This is a genomic window from Streptomyces sp. NPDC107654 (genome assembly GCF_055639035.1).
In genome coordinates this window covers 61,535-78,686 of the sequence record NZ_JBVKBI010000001.1, presented here as the reverse complement: position 1 = coordinate 78,686, position 17,152 = coordinate 61,535, and the positions used below count along the sequence as shown (strand labels likewise).

13 protein-coding genes and 1 tRNA gene are annotated in these 17,152 nt (G+C 72.9%); 10 read left to right on the top strand and 4 right to left on the bottom strand.

Annotated elements, in window-relative coordinates; translation table 11 throughout:
• Window positions 1-160 precede the first annotated feature (160 nt).
• Both ACZ7N4_RS00340 and ACZ7N4_RS00335 read left to right on the top strand, forming a co-directional pair.
• Entirely contained in the window at window positions 161-895 is a 735-nt protein-coding gene (locus ACZ7N4_RS00340; protein ID WP_471353118.1) for an SDR family oxidoreductase, read from the top strand.
• 1 nt (window position 896) lies between these two features.
• Complete coding sequence (locus ACZ7N4_RS00335; RefSeq protein WP_471352024.1) at window positions 897-1,802, top strand: SDR family oxidoreductase; 906 nt, start codon at window positions 897-899, stop codon at window positions 1,800-1,802.
• Between the two features lie 155 nt (window positions 1,803-1,957).
• On the opposite strand, the gene ACZ7N4_RS00330 is transcribed toward ACZ7N4_RS00335, so the two are convergent.
• Both ACZ7N4_RS00330 and ACZ7N4_RS00325 read right to left on the bottom strand, forming a co-directional pair.
• Window positions 1,958-2,857: a hypothetical protein gene (locus ACZ7N4_RS00330; RefSeq protein WP_471352022.1), complete on the bottom strand. Its 900-nt coding sequence runs from the start codon at window positions 2,855-2,857 to the stop codon at window positions 1,958-1,960.
• A gap of 68 nt (window positions 2,858-2,925) precedes the next feature.
• Window positions 2,926-4,683: a glycoside hydrolase family 35 protein gene (locus tag ACZ7N4_RS00325; RefSeq protein ID WP_471353116.1), complete on the bottom strand. Its 1,758-nt coding sequence runs from the start codon at window positions 4,681-4,683 to the stop codon at window positions 2,926-2,928.
• A 197-nt stretch (window positions 4,684-4,880) separates the two neighbouring features.
• Here ACZ7N4_RS00325 and ACZ7N4_RS00320 point away from each other — a divergent pair, with 197 nt between their 5' ends.
• From ACZ7N4_RS00320 to ACZ7N4_RS00295, 6 genes are all read left to right on the top strand, one after another.
• Window positions 4,881-5,771 (top strand): helix-turn-helix domain-containing protein, encoded by an 891-nt coding sequence (locus tag ACZ7N4_RS00320; RefSeq protein ID WP_471352020.1) that lies wholly within the window; start codon window positions 4,881-4,883, stop codon window positions 5,769-5,771.
• 33 nt (window positions 5,772-5,804) lie between these two features.
• Window positions 5,805-6,155: a chorismate mutase gene (locus ACZ7N4_RS00315; RefSeq protein WP_471352018.1), complete on the top strand. Its 351-nt coding sequence runs from the start codon at window positions 5,805-5,807 to the stop codon at window positions 6,153-6,155.
• Window positions 6,156-6,325: 170 nt separating this feature from the next.
• Entirely contained in the window at window positions 6,326-8,818 is a 2,493-nt protein-coding gene (pepN, locus tag ACZ7N4_RS00310) for an aminopeptidase N (protein ID WP_471352016.1), read from the top strand.
• Between the two features lie 107 nt (window positions 8,819-8,925).
• On the top strand, window positions 8,926-9,750 hold the full coding sequence (locus ACZ7N4_RS00305) for an NAD(P)H-binding protein (RefSeq protein ID WP_471352013.1): 825 nt from the start codon (window positions 8,926-8,928) through the stop codon (window positions 9,748-9,750).
• A 172-nt stretch (window positions 9,751-9,922) separates the two neighbouring features.
• On the top strand, window positions 9,923-11,287 hold the full coding sequence (locus ACZ7N4_RS00300; protein WP_471352011.1) for a pyridoxal phosphate-dependent decarboxylase family protein: 1,365 nt from the start codon (window positions 9,923-9,925) through the stop codon (window positions 11,285-11,287).
• Entirely contained in the window at window positions 11,284-12,687 is a 1,404-nt protein-coding gene (locus ACZ7N4_RS00295) for a lysine N(6)-hydroxylase/L-ornithine N(5)-oxygenase family protein (protein WP_471352009.1), read from the top strand. The genes ACZ7N4_RS00300 and ACZ7N4_RS00295 overlap by 4 nt, the downstream gene beginning before the upstream one ends.
• Before the next feature lie 32 nt (window positions 12,688-12,719).
• Here the strand turns inward: ACZ7N4_RS00295 and ACZ7N4_RS00290 are convergent, their stop codons facing one another.
• Window positions 12,720-14,525 carry a bifunctional metallophosphatase/5'-nucleotidase gene (locus ACZ7N4_RS00290; protein ID WP_471352006.1) on the bottom strand — a complete coding sequence of 602 codons (1,806 nt, stop codon included), beginning with the start codon at window positions 14,523-14,525 and terminating at the stop codon, window positions 12,720-12,722.
• A gap of 219 nt (window positions 14,526-14,744) precedes the next feature.
• On the opposite strand from ACZ7N4_RS00290, the gene pyk reads away from it, so the two are divergent.
• Window positions 14,745-16,181, top strand: coding sequence for a pyruvate kinase (pyk, locus tag ACZ7N4_RS00285; RefSeq protein ID WP_471352004.1), 1,437 nt, complete (start codon window positions 14,745-14,747; stop codon window positions 16,179-16,181).
• 86 nt (window positions 16,182-16,267) lie between these two features.
• On the opposite strand, the gene ACZ7N4_RS00280 is transcribed toward pyk, so the two are convergent.
• Window positions 16,268-16,351 (bottom strand) — tRNA-Leu (locus ACZ7N4_RS00280).
• Window positions 16,352-16,443: 92 nt separating this feature from the next.
• Between ACZ7N4_RS00280 and ACZ7N4_RS00275 the strand changes: the two genes are divergently transcribed.
• Window positions 16,444-17,103 (top strand): ANTAR domain-containing response regulator, encoded by a 660-nt coding sequence (locus ACZ7N4_RS00275; protein WP_471352002.1) that lies wholly within the window; start codon window positions 16,444-16,446, stop codon window positions 17,101-17,103.
• Window positions 17,104-17,152: the final 49 nt, after the last annotated feature.

Genomic DNA, 17,152 nt, shown 5'->3' with positions numbered 1-17,152 from the left:
CATTTGTTAGGTGTGAGGCTTCGAAGCTAGCAGTCGGCGCGGACAAGCGGGAGGCCCTGTGGACAACCGCCCTGTGGACAACCACCTTGTGGACAAAGGGCCTTCGGCCAACGGCCCTGCGGCCAACGGCCCCGCAGCCAACGGCCCCGCAGGCACTTCACTGCGCGGCACCACCGTCGTCGTCACCGGCGGCACCAGGGGAGTGGGCGCCGGGATCGCCCGGGCCTTCGCCGAGGCGGGCGCACACGTCCTGGCCTGCGCCCGCCGACCTCCGGAACAGCCCCTGCCCGGGGTCGAGTTCACCCCCCTCGACCTGCGCGACCCGCCCGCCGTCCGGGCCTTCTTCGCCGGACTGCCCCGGCTCGACGTGCTCGTCAACAACGCCGGCGGCACCCCGTACCGGCGTCTCGCCGACGCCGACGCCGAACGGCACGCCAAGGTCGTCGAGCTGAACCTGGTCGCCCCGCTGACCGCGTCCCTCGCCGCCTACGACCACCTCCGGCGCAGCAGGGGCTCGATCGTGATGGTCGGCAGCGTCAGCGGGGACCGCCCCTCACCCGGCTCGGCCGCCTACGGCGCGGCCAAGGCCGGACTCGCCCACCTGGCCGCCACCATGGCCGTGGAGTGGGCGCCGGAGGTCCGCGTCAACACCCTCGTCGTCGGCATGGTCCACACGGATCTGGCCCACCTCCACTACGGCGGCCCCGACGGCGTCGCCGCCGTCGCCCGCACCGTCCCGCTGGGCCGGCTGGCCGTCCCGGCCGACGTCGGCGCCGCCGCCGTCTTCCTCGCCTCCGACGCCGCCGCCTACGTCAGCGGGGCCGGCCTGCACGTGCACGGCGGCGGGGAACGGCCCGCCTTCCTCGATGCCGCGACCGCCGACAAGGAGAGCTGAGATGGACGGAATCTGCGCGGGCCGGGTCGTCGTCGTCACCGGTGCCGGCCGCGGGCTGGGCCGCGCCCACGCACTCGCCTTCGCGGCCGAGGGCGCCCGGGTCGTCGTCAACGACCTGGGTGTGGGGCTGGACGGGGCGCCGGACGCGGACAGTCCGGCGGAGGCCGTCGTCACGGAGATCCGGGCGGCGGGCGGTGAGGCGTCCGCGCACGGCGGGGACATCGCCACGAGCGCGGGGGCGGCGGACCTGATCCGCACCGCCGTGGAGACCTACGGCCGGCTCGACACCCTCGTCAGCAACGCCGGATTCCTGCGCGACCGCATGCTGGTCAACCTCGGTGAGGACGACTGGGACGCCGTGATCCGTGTGCATCTCAAGGGCCACTTCCTGCCGTTGAGGCACGCCGCCGCCCACTGGCGGGCCGAGGCCGGGGCCGGGCGCACCCCGGTGGCCCGGGTCGTCCACACCGGCAGCGGAGCGGGCCTGCTCGGCTCGGTCGGGCAGGCGAACTACAGCGCGGCCAAGGCCGGGATCGTCGGCCTCACCCTGGTCGCGGCGGCCGAGCTGGCCCGGTACGGCGTCCAGGTCAACGCCGTCGCGCCGGCCGCCCGGACCCGCATGACGGAACGTACCTTCGCCGCGACCATGGCGGCACCGGCCGCCGGTTTCGACGCCATGGCGCCCGAGAACGTCTCCCCGCTCGTGGTCTGGCTCGGTTCGGCCCGGAGCGCCGGGGTGACCGGCCGGGTGTTCGAGGCGGAGGGCGGCCGGATCACCGTCATGGAGGGCTGGCGCCCCGGCCCCACCCTCGACAAGGGGGCCCGCTGGACCCCGGCCGAGGCGGGCGAGGCGGCCCGGGGACTGCTGGCGGAGGCGGAGCCGCCGGGGCGGGTGTACGGGGCGTAGCCCCCGCGGCCCTCCCGCGAGACGAGCCGGGCGGCGGACGCACGCCGCCGTTCCGCCGCCACGGTCGGGACACCGGGCCAGGACCACCGCCTCCGGGCGGGTGCCGGACCACGCGGGCTGGTCCGGCACCTGGCGGCGGGCCCAGCGGCGGCAGCCTACGTGTCGCACTCCAGCACCGTCCGGCACAACCCGCACCGCGCCCGCACCCGCCCCCGCACCGGCACCCTGATCCGCTGGTGACAGGTCGGGCAGGGGAAACTCACCCGGAGCCGGCCGTCGCCGTCGGGAGTGAAGGAGTACACGGCGGACGGCGGGGCGGGCGAGTCGTGCCGGTGGTCGCGGGCGTAGCGGCGGTCGTGGGCGTAGCGGCGGCGGCCCGCCCAGCCGGCCCCGGTCAGCGGCGGCTGCTGCCCGTCCCGGCGGGCCCGGTCCATCCCCTTGGCGTAGGCGGTGTAGGCCTGCGGGCTGGTGAACCACACGGACGGGTCCTCACCGAAGAGCAGGGCCCGCTTGGCCACGACGTACCCGAACTCCTCCGGGGTGAGGTAGCCCAGCTTCTGCGAGGAGACCCCGTCCTCCCGGTAGGCGTCCAGCAGCAGCCAGCCCGCGCCCAGGTAGGCCGTCGCCGTGTCCGTCAGGATCTCGTTCTCCGCCGTGGTGGGGAAGGAGAGGTCGAGGCGGTGCAGGTAGACGTGCGCCACCTCGTGGGCGAGGGCCGCGCCGATGTCCCTGCGGTGGGTGCGGAACCGGTCGTTCAGCTCCACGAAGTACTCCGGGCCCGCCGCCAGTTCCACGTTCGCCGCGTGGGTCATCTCCCGGAACCCGACGATCAGCCGCGCGTCCGGCAACCGGAAGTGCCGCACGATCTCCCGGGCCACGCGCTGCGCGCCCAGATGCAGGTCGTCGGTGTCGCAGAAGGCCACGTCGGCGGGGGCCACGCTGGACGAGAACGTCTCGATCGTGTCCCGTGAGAGCCGCCGGTACAGGGCGGTGACGGCGGCCCGCACCGTCTCCAGGTGCGGGTAGCCGTGCTCGACCGGTCCGCCGTTCGCCACCTCGGCACCCCCAAAGACGCCGGAACTTCCCTCCACTGTAGGCCGCGGGCCCGCGACGGACGTGACGGTCACACGGGCAGCAGGCGCGGCGCCGACCCGTCCGCCCCGGCCCCGTCCAGCTCCAGCAGCCACACCTCGTTCTCGCCCTCCCGCAGCACCGGCCCGGGCACGTACAGCGACCGCTGGGGACCGACCGACCAGTAGCGGCCCAGCTCGAAGCCGTTGACCCAGACGAAGCCCCGCGTGTGGCCCGGCAGCTCCAGCCGGGCGTCACCGGCCCCGCGGACCGTGACCGTGCCCCGGTACAGGCCCGGCACCCCCTCCCCGGGCAGCCCGCCGAAGGGCACCGCGGCCACACCGTCCGCGAACGCGTCCAGATCCAGCCCACGCGCGCGTACCCCGTGCAGGTACTGCCGCTCGTGCAGGACGCCACCGGTCACGCCCTTGGTCTCGCCGAGCCGCGGCCCGTAGTTCACCCGTCCCAGCGACTCCACCCACAGCTCCACGCGCGCGGGGCCCGCGACGGGCTCCTTCAGCACCGGCTCGTCCTCGGTGAGCACCCCGGCCCGCTCCCCGTCGACGTACACCACGGCGAGATCCCGCAGCCCGCGCACGGTCAGCGGGTACGGCCGGCGCGGCCCGGGCACGTCCAGCGCGTAACGCACCAGCCCCCGGACGACCCCCAGCTCCTCGAACGTGGGCGGCACCGGGGCGGCCGTCTCCGGGCCGCCCAGCGCCTCCAGCACGTCCGCCAGGGACGCCCACCCGGTGAGCACGGCCCCGGCGGGGGCGCCCAGCGGAACGGGCGGCGGCGGCAGGTCGGGCAGCGGGCCGGGGCGGTACGCGGACAGCACCTCGCGGAAGTGCCAGAACTTCTCGGTGGGGCGCCCGTACTCGTCCACCGGCGCGTCGTAGTCGTACGAGGTCACGTCCGGCTCCAACGGGCCCTCGTGCAGCGCGCCGCCGCCCCGGTTGGCGCCCGCCCAGCCCCCGAAACTCGTACCGCCGTGCGCCATGTAGAGGTTCACCGACGCCCCGCACTCCAGGATCTCCCGCAGCGCTCCGGCGGCGGCGCCGGGATCCCGTACGACGTGCTCGCCGGCCCAGTGGTCGAACCAGCCGCACCAGAACTCCATGCACATCAGCGGGCCGTCGGGGCGGTGGCGGCGCAGTGTCCCGAACGCCTCGCGCGCGTGGGAGCCGAAGTTCACCGTGGCGAGCACCCCGGGCAGCGAGCCGCCGGTCAGCATGTGGTCCTCGGGGCCGTCCGAGGTGAACAGCACGGCCGTGACCCCCTCCGCGCGCAGCAGGCCGGCCAGCTCCTCCAGATAGCCGGTGTCGCTGCCGTAGCTGCCGTACTCGTTCTCCACCTGGACCATGACCACGGGACCGCCGCGGTCCAGCTGGCGGGGCACGATCTCCCGCAGCAACCGGTGGAACCAGTCCCGGACGTGGGACAGGTAGCGCTCGTCACGCGTACGCGCGCGCGTGCCCGGCTCGCCCGTCAGCCACGCCGGCAGGCCGCCGTTCTCCCACTCGGCGCAGATGTACGGCCCCGGCCGCACGATCGCCCACAGGCCCGCCTCCCGGACCGCGTCCAGGAACCGGCCCACCGCCCGCACGTCCCGGAAGGCTCCCGGACGGGGCTGGTGCAGATTCCACGGCACGTACGTCTCCACGCAGTTCAGGCCCATCGCCCGCAGCATCGCGAGCCGGTGCCCCCACTGGGCCTCGTGCACCCGGAAGTAGTGCAGCGCCCCCGACAGCAGCCGCACCGGCCGCCCGTCCAGCAGGAAGTCCGATTCCCCCACCGAAAACGCGCTCATACGCCCGCGCCCCACCGTGCTCTCGTCCATGCGCTCCACCGTCGCCCTCTTCCGGCGACCGGCGCCATGGACGAAGATCGGCGCTGCTTGGACAAAAGGAGGCCGGCGCCGCCCGGCCGACGACGTGCGGCCCGGATGGCAACGCGCCGCCCGGACGACAACGCACGCCGCGCGGAACGCCGGGAGGAGGAGCGCCGATGTACCGGACCTGGATGCGGTTCTTCAGCCCCGGCCCCGCCCACCACCGCCTCGGCCTCGTCTGCCTCGGCGTCGGTCTGCAGCACGGCGCGCTGCCCACGGTCGGCCCGCGCACCCTCGACCACCACGTGGCCGTCGTCGTCGGCTCGGGCGGCGGCTGGTACCGCGGCGCCGACGGCCGCCGTACGACCGTCACCGCGCCCGCCCTGCTGTGGCTCACCCCCGGCGTGCCCCACCACTACGCGCCCGACCCGGACACCGGCTGGGACGAGGGCTTCGTCGACTTCGCCGGGCCCGCCACCGCGGCCTACCGCGAACTCGGCTACATCGAACCCGACCGGCCCGTCGTCCCGCTCTCCGACGCCACCGGCCCGCGCGCGGTCATCACCCGGGTCGTCCGGGCCGCCCGCCGCGGCAACCCCCTGCTGGAGGTGGAGACCGCCGCCGCCGTCCACGAACTCCTCGTCGCCCTGCGCCGCGCCCGCGCCGACCTCGCCCCCGACGGCGAGCAGGTGCTGGCCGCGCTGGCCCGGGACGCCTGCACGCCGCTGAGCGTCGCCGACCACGCCGCACGGCACGGGATGACCACCGCCGAGCTGCGCGGCGCGGTCCGCCGGGCGGCCGGGTGCACCCCGAAGGACTACCTGCTCGGCATCCGGCTCGCCCGGGCCAAGGAACTCCTCGCCGCCACCGAGCTGCCCGTGGCGGCCGTCGCCCGCCGCGTCGGCTACGACGACCCCGCCTACTTCTCCCGGCTGTTCACCCGGCGCGTCGGCCTCGCCCCCGTCCGGTTCCGCGCCCAGCAGGGCCGTGCCGTCCCCGGCGGCTGGAGCGACCGCGTCCCGGACCCCGCCGATCCACCCGTGATCCACTCCCCGGACACTCCCTGAGGCAGTTTGGTCCAGCGCATAAGGTTGGCCCTCATGACCACCAGCAACACCGGCTCCGGTGCCGTCGATCCCGAGGTCCGCCAGGAACTGGAGCGGCTGCGCGACAGCATCGACAACATCGACGCCGCCGTCGTCCACATGCTCGCCGAGCGCTTCAAGGCCACCCAGCAGGTCGGCCGCCTCAAGGCACAACACCAGCTGCCGCCCGCCGACCCGGCCCGCGAGGCCCGGCAGATCGACCGGCTGCGCACCCTCGCCGAGAACGCCAAGCTCGACCCGGCGTTCGCCGAGAAGTTCCTGAACTTCATCATCGCCGAGGTGATCCGGCACCACGAGCGGATCGCCGAGGACACCCACAACGAGCACCCGGCGCGCGACGCCTGAACAACGGACCGGCGTGGGCCGGCCGGCGTCTGACCAGCCACTGGCCAGGGACGGCCCGGCGGTTCGCCGGGGAGCCGGCCGGGCGGCCGGCCGGGGCGCGCACGGGGGACAAAGGCCGTGTACCGGTCCGCCCCTGTGCGCTGTCGGTCCCATCAGGCAGCATGGCGTGCATGTCCGTACTCACGCGCGACGAAGCGCAGCTCCGAGCACAGTTCCTCGACGTCCACCAGTACACGGTCGATCTGGACCTCACGACCGGTGCGGAGACCTTCGACTCCCGTACCGCGATCCGCTTCACCGCGCGGGCCGACGGGGACACGTTCGTCGAGCTGAAGCCCGCCGAGCTGCGCAGCGTCACGCTCGACGGACACCCCCTCGACCCGGAGTCGCTCAGCGAGAACCGGCTGCCGCTGAGGAACCTCACCGCCGGAGAGCACGAGCTGCGCGTCGACGCGGCCATGCGCTACTCCCGCACCGGCGAGGGCATGCACCGCTTCACCGATCCCAGCGACGGCGAGACGTACGTCTACACGCAGCTGTTCATGGACGACGTCCAGCGCGTCTTCGCCGCCTTCGACCAGCCCGACCTCAAGGCCGTCTTCGAGGTCTCGGTCAAGGCGCCCGAGGGCTGGACCGTCCTCGCCAACGGCGTCACCGCCCGCCGCGACGACGGTGCCTGGCAGGCCGCGCCCACCCCGCTGATCTCCACCTACCTGGTCGCCGTCGCCGCCGGCCCCTGGCACTCGGTGCGCACCGAACACCGCGGACTGCCCTTCGCCCTCCACTGCCGCCGCTCGCTCGCACCCCACCTCGACACCGACGCCGACGAGATCCTCGACGTCACGCGCGCGTGCTTCGACCGCTACCACGAGAAGTTCCAGGAGCCGTACCCCTTCGACTCCTACGACCAGGCGTTCGTGCCCGAGTTCAACGCGGGCGCCATGGAGAACCCCGGCCTGGTCACCTTCCGCGACGACTTCGTCTACCGCTCCGCCGTCACCGACACCGAACGGCAGACCCGCGCCATGGTCATCGCGCACGAGATGGCCCACATGTGGTTCGGCGACCTCGTCACCCTCAAGTGGTGGGACGACATCTGGCTGAACGAGTCCTTCGCCGAGTACATGGGCTACCAGACCACCGCCGAGGCCACCCGGTTCACCGACCCGTGGACCGAGTTCGGCGTCACCCGCAAGGCCTGGGGCTACGACGCCGACCAGCGCCCCACCACCCACCCGGTCGCCCCCGAGGACGTCGACGACACGGCCTCCGCCCTGCTCAACTTCGACGGCATCTCCTACGCCAAGGGCGCCTCCGCGCTGCGCCAGCTGGCCGCCTGGCTCGGCGAGAAGGACTTCCTCGCCGGCATCAACACCCACTTCGAGCGGCACAAGTTCTCCAACGCCACCCTCGCCGACTTCATCGACTCCCTCGCCTCCGCCACCGACCGCGACGTGCACGCCTGGGCCGACAGCTGGCTGCGCACCACCGGCGTCGACACGCTCACCCCGGTGATCACCTCGGCCGGCGGCACCTGCGCCCTGACCGCCGACCGCGCGGGCAGCCGCCCGCACCGCCTCAGCGCCGGCCTGTACGACCACGACGTCGCCGACGAGGGCCGCCTGGTGCTGCGCGAGCGCGTCGACCTCGACGTCCCGCAGACCGCCCCGCAGCCCATCGGCAAGCGCCCCGCACTGGTCCTCCTCAACGACGGCGACATCACCTACGCCAAGGTCCGCTTCGACGCCGCCTCCTTCGAGACGGTCCGCACCGGACTGTCCGGCCTGCCCGACCCGCTCACCCGCGCGGTCGTCTGGAACGCCCTGCGGGACGCCGTCCGCGACGGCGCACTCCCGCCGGCCGCCTACCTGGACGCGGCGCGCGCCCACCTGCCGTACGAGACCGACCTGGCCGTCGCCCAGGGCGTCCTCGCCTTCGCGGCCGGCCAGCTCACCGAGCAGTACCTGACGCCCGAGGACCGCCCGGCCGCCCTGGCCACCCTCACCTCGCTCTGCCGCGACCTGCTGCGGCGCACCGAGGACGGCGACCACCCCGGCCTGCGGCTGATCGCCGTACGCCACCTTATCTCCGTGGCCGCCCACCCCGAGACCATCGCCGCCTGGCTCGCCGACGGCACGGTGCCCGGCGGTCCGGAACTCGACCCCGAGCTGCGCTGGCGCATCCTCGCCCGGCTCGCCGTGCTCGGGGCCACCGACGAGGACGCCATCGCCGCCGAGCTGGCGCGCGACCCCAGCGCCACCGGCCAGGAGGGTGCCGCCCGCTGCCGTGCCGCCCTGCCCGACCCGCAGGCCAAGCGCGCCGCCTGGGAGGCGATGTACTCCGGCGACGACCTGTCCAACTACCTCTTCACGGCCACCGCCCAGGGCTTCTGGCAGCCCGAACAGGCCGATCTGGTACGGGAGTACGTGCCGCGCTTCTACTCGGACGCGGTCGCGCTCGCCGCCCGCCGGGGCCCCGCCATCGCCGTCGCCGTCGGCCGCTGGTGCTTCCCGGCCCATGCCGTCGACGCCGAGAACCTGGCGCTCGGCGAGGCCTGCCTGCGCGACGGCGACCTCACCCCGGCGCTGCGCCGCACCCTCGCCGACCGCCTGGACGACCTGTCCCGGGCCCTGCGGGTACGGGCAGGGCAGCGGACGGAGTAGGTCCGAGGGCCTAGGGCGCGGCTGGTCCCCGCCGACGATGCGGGGACCGGCCGCCGTTCCTAGGCTCGTACGGTCAGTTGTCGACCCAGCCCCCGAAAGGCGGCACCGTGATCGTAGTGACCGGCGCGACCGGCAACGTCGGCCGAGCCCTCGTCGACCGTCTCCTCGCCGCGGGACAGCCCGTCCGGGCCCTGACCCGCGACCCCGAGCGGGCCGCGCTGCCCGAGAGGGCCGAGGTGGTGCGGTTCCGGCCGGACGACCCCGCCGCCCTGTTCACCGGCGCGACCAGCCTCTTCCTGTACGCGCTGCCCGACGCGGCCCCACTGCTCGACGCGGCCCGCGACCACGGCGTACGGCACGTCGTCCTGCTCTCCAGCGCCATCGTCCAGGAGGGCGCCGACGAGACCCACCCCATCCACGTCATGCACGCCACCGCCGAGCGGCAGATCCGCGACAGCGGGATCGCCTGGACCTTCCTGCGGCCCGGCGCCTTCGCCACCAACGCCCTCCAGTACGCCCCGCAGATCCGTGCCGGCGACACCGTCCGCGGCGTCTTCGCCGACGGGCTCTCCGCGCCCGTCCACGAGGACGACATCGCGGCGGTCGCCGAACGCGTCCTGCTCGACGACGGCCACGAGGGCGCCGTGCACCGGCTGACCGGGCCCGCCGCGCTGAGCAACGCCGAACAGGTCGCGGCGATCGGCGAGGCCCTCGGCCGCAAGCTGACGTTCGAGGAGACCGACCCGGCCGAAGCGGGCCCGGAGCTCTTCCCGCACGTGCCGCCGCAGATGCTCGAACGGCTGCTGCAGAGCTTCGCGGAGACCGTCGGCGTCCCCCCGGAGATCACCGGCACGGTGGAGCAGCTCACCGGCACTCCGGCCCGCACCTTCGCGCAGTGGGCCCGGGACCACGCCGACGACTTCCGCGCATAGGCCCCGAGCACCCCCAACGGCTCTTCCCGGCCCGGCAGTACACACTTTCGGGTTCCGTTCGCCTGGCATCCGGGACACAGGGCTCCCTTCCGGTACAAGCTGGAACTCCACCCCCAGCCGGAAGCCCGGGCCCGGAGGCCCGCCGGACGTCCCCCTGCCCGGAGGAGAGCCCATGAGCCTGCCGCCCCTCGCCTCCGGTCCGTCCGGCCCCGACGCCCTGCGCCCCCTGCTCGCCACCGTCCTCGACGCGCTCGCGGCCGGCGGCGCAGAGCGAGGCGGCCCCCTGCCCGCCGGCGGACCGGAGGCCGTCGCCGAACGCGTCGCCGACGCCCTCGGCGACGTCCTGCCGGACACCGGCGACCCGGACGCCCTGCGCACTCTCGTCCACCTCCTCGCCGCGGGCGCCGCCGATCCCGCCGACCCCCTGTGCGCGGCCCATCTGCACTGTCCGCCGCTCGCCGTGGCCACCGCCGCCGACCTCGCCGCGAGCGCCCTCAACCCCTCCCTCGACTCCTGGGACCAGGCCCCGGCCGCCTCCGCCCTGGAGTCCGCCGTCGCCCGCACCCTCGCCCGCACCGCCGGCCTCGCCGACGCCCTCGTCACCACCGGCGGCACCGAGTCCAACCAGCTCGCCCTGCTCCTCGCCCGTGAGGCGCACCGCGGTGTGCGCCTCGTCTGCGGCGCGAACGCCCACCACTCGCTGCCGCGCGCCGCCTGGCTGCTGGGCCTGCCCGACCCGGTCGTCCTCCCGACGCCCCACGGCACGCTGGACCCGGCCGCCCTCCACGAGGCCCTCACCACGCTCCCCGGCCCGCTGCTGGTCGCCGCCACCGCCGGCACCACCGACGCCGGCCTCATCGACCCGCTGCCCGAGATCGCCGGCCTGTGCACCGCCCACGGCGCCCGGCTGCACATCGACGCGGCCTACGGCGGCGGCCTCCTGTTCAGCGACCGGCACCGTGACAGACTCGCCGGCCTGGAAGCCGCCCACACCGTCACCCTCGACCTGCACAAACTCGGCTGGCAGCCCGTCGCCGCCGGACTCCTCGCCGTGGCCCGCCCGCACGAACTGGCCGCACTCCACCAGCGCGCGGACTACCTCAACGCCGACGACGACACCGAGGCCGGCCTCCCCGACCTGCTCGGCCGCTCCCTGCGCACCACCCGCCGCCCCGACATCCTGAAGATCGCCGTCACCCTGAAGACGCTGGGCCGCGGCGGCCTGGGCGCCCTGGTCGACCAGGTCTGCGCCCGCGCCCGCGAGTTCGCCGCCCTCATCCGCGAGCACCCCGGCTTCGAGCTGTACGACCGGCCCGTCATCAGCACCGTCCTGTTCCGCCCGGCCGGAGCCGACGACGACACCGTGGCCGCCGTACGCCGGGGCCTGCTGCACGAGGGCCGGGCCGTCCTCGGCCGCGCCCGGCTCGGCGGCCGGCTCTGGCTCAAGGCCACCGTCCTCAACCCCCACACCCGGCCGGACGACCTGTCCCAGCTGCTCAAACTCGCCGAACTCGCCGAAGGAAACACCCCCGGATGACCCACCCACCAAGCCACGAGCCCGCCTCCCCACGCGACCTGGTCGGCATCGGCATCGGCCCCTGCAACCTCTCCCTCGCCGCCCTCGCCCACCCCCTGCCCGAAGTCGACGCCGTCTTCTACGAGCAGCGCCCCGGCTTCGACTGGCACCCCGGGCTGCTCATCGAGGGCGCCACCGTGCAGGTGCCCTTCCTGGCCGACCTGGTGACCCTCGCCGACCCCACCAGCCCCTGGAGCTTCCTCAACTACCTCAAGGACCGCGAGCGGCTCTTCCCCTTCTACTTCGCCGAGCACTTCCACATCCAGCGCGCCGAGTACGACGCCTACTGCCGCTGGGTCGCCGAGGCACTCCCCGGGCTGCACTTCCGCCATCAGGTCGACGCCGTCCGCTGGAATCCCGAACGGGACGTGTTCGAGGTCGACTTCACCCAGCTCGACGCCGACGGCGAGGCCGAGGCCCTCGGCCGCACCCACACCCGCAACATCGTCCTCGGCATCGGCAGCGCCCCCTATGTGCCCGACCCCCTGCAGCCCCTCGTGGACGCCCCCGGCGTGCCCGTCGTCCACGCCGCCGACTACCTCGACCACCGCGACAGCATCCTCGCCGCCGGGCACGTCACCGTCGTCGGCTCCGGACAGTCCGGCGCCGAGGTCTTCCTGGACCTGCTCCGGCGCCGCCCGGCCGGCGGGGAGAGGCTGCACTGGATCGGCCGCACCGAGGCGTTCGCGCCGATGGAGTACTCCAAGCTGGGCCTGGAGCACTTCACCCCCGACTACACGCGCTACTTCCACGCCCTCCCCGAGCCCGTCCGCGACCGCTTGGTCGCCGCCCAGTGGCAGCTGCACAAGGGCATCGACACCGGCACCCTCGCCGCCATCCACGACGAGCTGTACCGCCGCACCCTGCACGGCGGCTGGCCCGACGCCGTCCTCACCCCCGGTGTCCGCGTCCGCACCGCGGGCCGGATCGCCACCACCCGGATCGAGCTGCACCTGGAACACCTCCAGCAGGGCAGCCGCTCCCGGCTCACCACCGACGCCGTCGTCCTCGCCACCGGCTACCGGGACCGCCCTCTCGGCCGCATCCTCGCCGGCCTCGACCCCTACATCCGCCGCGACAGCGGCGAGCGCCCCCGCATCGACCAGGAGTACCGCCTGGTCCTCGACCCCTCGGTCACCGGCGCGGTCTACGTCCAGAACGCCGAGCTGCACACGCACGGCGTCGGCGCCCCCGACCTGGGCATGGCCGCCTGGCGCAGCGCGACCATCCTCAACTCCCTCACCGGCAAGGAGCCGTACCCGCTGCCGCTCCGGACGGCGTTCACCTCGTTCGGCCTGGAGGAGCCCCCGGCCAGGGTGCCTGAGGCCAGACAGCTCACCCCGCTCGTCGACGGAAGGTGAGCGGCGGCGGGCGACCGGCCGAGGCCGGGCCTCTAGAAGACGGGCTTGCCGTCGCGCACCAGCTTCCAGTCCACCGACGCGAAGTCCTTCGGGTCCAGGACACCCTTCGCGGACACCCACTCCGCGATCCGGGTGCGGATCTCCGTCGATTCCGACCACAGCTCCTTCGCGGTGGCGACGTGCGGGAAGGCACCGCCGCCGTTCGCGCGGTAGTTGTTCACCGCGAGCACGAACTGCTGGGCGTCGTCCAGCGCGGCCCCGTCGAAGGTCAGGTTCCTGATCCGCGAACCGGCCGGCTGGGCGATGTCGATGTCGTACGACAGGCCCGAGACGTAGTCGTAGTTGTAGTCCGGGCGGCCGCCCGCGTTGGTCAGCTTCTCCACGTCGATCGTGGCGTCGGCTGCCGTCTGGACGTAGTACTCCGCCGAGTACTCCAGGTAGGCGCGCACCTGGGCGCCCGTCAGCAGCTTGGCGACCAGCGTGTTGTCGTAGACGTACAGGCTCGACAGGTCCCGGATGGTCACGTCCCCGGCCGGGATCTCCGAGGTCCGGGAGAACGGCGAGGCCTGGGCGATCACCGGCAGCGAGGCGTACGCGGTGCCCGCGAGCGCCGCCTTGACCACGTCCTCCTGGACCTTGGTGATCAGGTCGATGATCGGGGCGTCCTTGTAGCGGGCCTCGACGGTCGTCAGGGTCTCCGTCGCCCGGCCCACGACCTGGTTGACGTACGCGACGACCTTCTTGTGCTCGTCGGTGAGCAGCTTGGTGATCTTCGGGTCGTCGGCGACCGAGTTGGAGTTGCGCAGCGAGGCGGAGACCGACTCGACCTCCCAGCGGCCCTTGCGGAACACCAGCTCGATGTCGAAGAGGGTGAGCCGCTCGGCGTAGCACAGCGGCTCGGACAGTACGACCGTCCTGCCGGTCTGCTCGTTGACGACCTTCAGCTCCGGGATCTCCACGTGCGCGTGGCCGACCAGGATCGCGTCGACACCCGGCACCTGCCGGGCCACGTTGGCCGCCGCGTTCTCCACGTACGGCACCTGGTCGCCGTAGGACGAGGTGCCCGATGTACCCGAGTGCGCCGAGACGACGACGACGTCGGCGCCCATGGACTTCAGCTTCGGCACCCACTTCGCGGCCTGCTCCTCCAGCCCCGGGAAGGCCAGCTTGCCCTGGACGTAGGCCTTGTCCCAGATCGCGATGCCCGGGTTGGTCAGACCGAGGACGGCGACCTTGACCGGCTTGGCGCCCGGCACGTGGAACGTCTTCATGAAGTACGGCGGGAAGGCGGGCTTCAGCGTCTTCGCGTCCACGGCGTTGGCGCCGAGCAGCGGGAAGTCGAGCTGGTCCTCGAACTTCCGCAGGGTCTCGATGCCGTAGTTGAACTCGTGGTTGCCGAGGGCCGCCGCGTCGTAGCCGATCGCGTTCATCGCCTGCGCCATCGGGTGCACCGGGCCGCCCTTGGCGGTGATCGGGTCGACCTTGGCGTAGTAGTAGGTGAGCGGGGTGCCCTGGATGGTGTCACCGGCGTCCAGCAGCAGGGTGTTGCACCGGCCCTTCTCCCTGCGCACCTGCTCGACCAGGGTGGAGATCCGGGCGAGGCCCATGGCGTTGCCCGCCTTGTCGGCGTATTCCGCGTCCTTGAAGTAGTCCCAGTTGAAGACGTGGCCGTGCAGGTCGGTGGTGCCCATGACGGTCAGGGCGTACCGCTTCACGGGGTGCCCGGGCTTCTTCGCCTCCGCCGCCTCGGCCGCCGGGGCCGCCGCCGCGCCGGCGATCGCCACTCCCGCTCCGGTGACGGCGGATTTCTTCAGGAACTTCCGGCGGTTCAGCGGCATGTCTCTCGGTCTCCTTGGCGAATGGTCAACAACGCGCGTAGATTCTGACCTGAGCATGACTTCCGAGAACAGGTCCGGGAGGTTGCGATCTGGTGACCATCGCTCATAGGAGCGAAGCGCCGCACAATTCAACAGTTGTCAATAAGCCTTTGCCCAAAGTCTGTTGAGTAGTCATGCGACGCCAATTCTCTACCCGCGGGTAAGGCCTAGGCTCGACCCATGCGCCGAGCAAAGATCGTCTGCACTCTGGGGCCCGCCACCGACTCGTACGACCAGATCAAGGCACTGGTCGAGGCCGGAATGGACATCGCCCGGTTCAACCTCAGCCACGGCACCCACGCCGAGCACGAGGAGCGGTACCAGCGCGTACGGAAGGCGGCCGATGAAACCGGCCGCAGCGTCGGTGTCCTCGCCGACCTTCAGGGTCCGAAGATCCGGCTCGGCCGCTTCACCGAGGGACCCGTACTCCTTGAACGCGACGACACCTTCACCATCACCGTGGAGGACGGCGCCGAGGGCGACCGCCACCAGTGCGGCACCACCTACGCCGGTCTCGCCGCCGACGTCACGCCGGGCGAGCGCATCCTCGTCGACGACGGCAAGGTCTGTCTGGAGGTCACCGCCGTCGACGGCCCCCGCGTCCGCACCCGGGTCCTCGAAGGCGGAGTCATCTCCGACCACAAGGGCCTGAACCTCCCCGGCGTCGCCGTCTCCGTCCCCGCCCTCTCCAAGAAGGACGAGGACGACCTGCGCTGGGCACTGCGCACCGGCTTCGACGTGATCGCCCTGTCCTTCGTCCGCAGCGGCGACGACGCCGCCGACGTGCACCGGATCATGGCCGAGCAGGGCCGACGCCTCCCGGTGATCGCCAAGGTCGAGAAGCCGCAGGCGGTGCAGAACCTCGACGGCATCGTCGCCGCCTTCGACGGGCTGATGGTCGCGCGCGGGGACCTGGGCGTCGAGATGCCGCTGGAGCAGGTCCCGATCGTCCAGAAACGCGCGATCAAGCTCGCCAGGCGCAACGCCAAGCCCGTGATCGTCGCCACCCAGATGCTCGACTCGATGATCGAGAACTCCCGGCCCACCCGCGCGGAGGCCTCCGACGTCGCCAACGCGGTCCTCGACGGCACGGACGCGGTGATGCTCTCCGGTGAGACCAGCGTCGGCAAGTACCCGGTCGAGACCGTACGCACCATGGCGAAGATCGTCGCGGCGGCGGAACAGGACATGCTCGCGGCGGGCCTGCCCCCGCTGACCGAGCGCAACAAGCCCCGCACCCAGGGCGGCGCGGTCGCCCGGGCCGCCGCCGAGATGGGCGACTTCCTCGGCGCGAAGTTCCTCGTCGCGTTCACCCAGTCCGGGGACACCGCCCGCCGGCTCTCCCGCTACCGCTCGCCCATCCCGCTCCTCGCCTTCACCCCCGAGCCGGCCACCCGTTCCCAGCTCAGCCTCACCTGGGGCGCGGAGACCTTCCTCGGCCCGCACGTGGACTCCACGGACGCCATGGTCGACCAGGTGGACGAACTGCTCCTGAAGTACGGCCGCTGCCGGAAGGGGGACGTCGTGGTCATCACGGCCGGCTCCCCGCCCGGCGTCTCCGGCTCGACCAACATGGTCCGGGTCCACCACATCGGGGAGGACGACAGCCCGAAGTGACGACATGAGCGCACGGCGTGTCCGATCGCGCCCGTGAACAGCCAAAAGCGGAGGATCACACGCGGGTGATCCTCCGCTTCGCAGAGTGCCGGGTGCGGGACTCGAACCCGCACGTCCTTTCGGACAGATGTGTTTGAGACATCAGCGTCTGCCTGTTCCGCCAACCCGGCGCGGCACTTCCGGGAGTGTACCGGTTCACCGCCGCTCACCGCAGCTAGGTACCCTGCTGGAAGCAGTGCCTGCCCTGGACCAAGGAGCCTCCGTGACCGCCCCCGAGTCGCCCCAGCCCGCAGACGTGTCCGACGACGACAAGTCGCACGTTCCTCCGCTGACGACCCGTGTCGTCATCGCCGAGGACGAGGCACTGATCCGGCTCGACCTGAAAGAGATGCTGGAGGAGGAGGGGTACACGGTCGTCGGCGAGGCCGGGGACGGTGAGCAGGCCGTCGAGCTGGCCCGCGAGCACAAGCCGGACCTGGTCATCCTGGACGTGAAGATGCCCAAGCTGGACGGCATCTCCGCGGCCGAGAAGATCGCCGAGGAGTCCATCGCGCCGGTCCTGATGCTCACCGCCTTCTCGCAGCGCGACCTCGTGGAGCGGGCCCGGGACGCCGGTGCCATGGCGTACCTGGTGAAGCCGTTCAGCAAGAGCGACGTCGTCCCGGCGATCGAGATGGCCGTCTCGCGGTTCACCGAGCTGAAGCAGCTGGAGAAGGAGGTCGCCGACCTCAGCCAGCGGCTGGAGACCCGCAAGCTGGTCGACCGCGCGAAGTCCATCCTCCAGACCGAGTACGGCCTGACCGAGCCGGCCGCGTTCCGCTGGATCCAGAAGACCTCGATGGACCGCCGCATGTCGATGCAGCAGGTCGCGGAGGCGGTCATCGCGGACAGCGAGGAGAAGAAGGCGGCCAAGAAGGGCTGAGACCTCTCGTACGACGAGGCCCGCGTCCCGGAGAAGGGGGCGCGGGCCT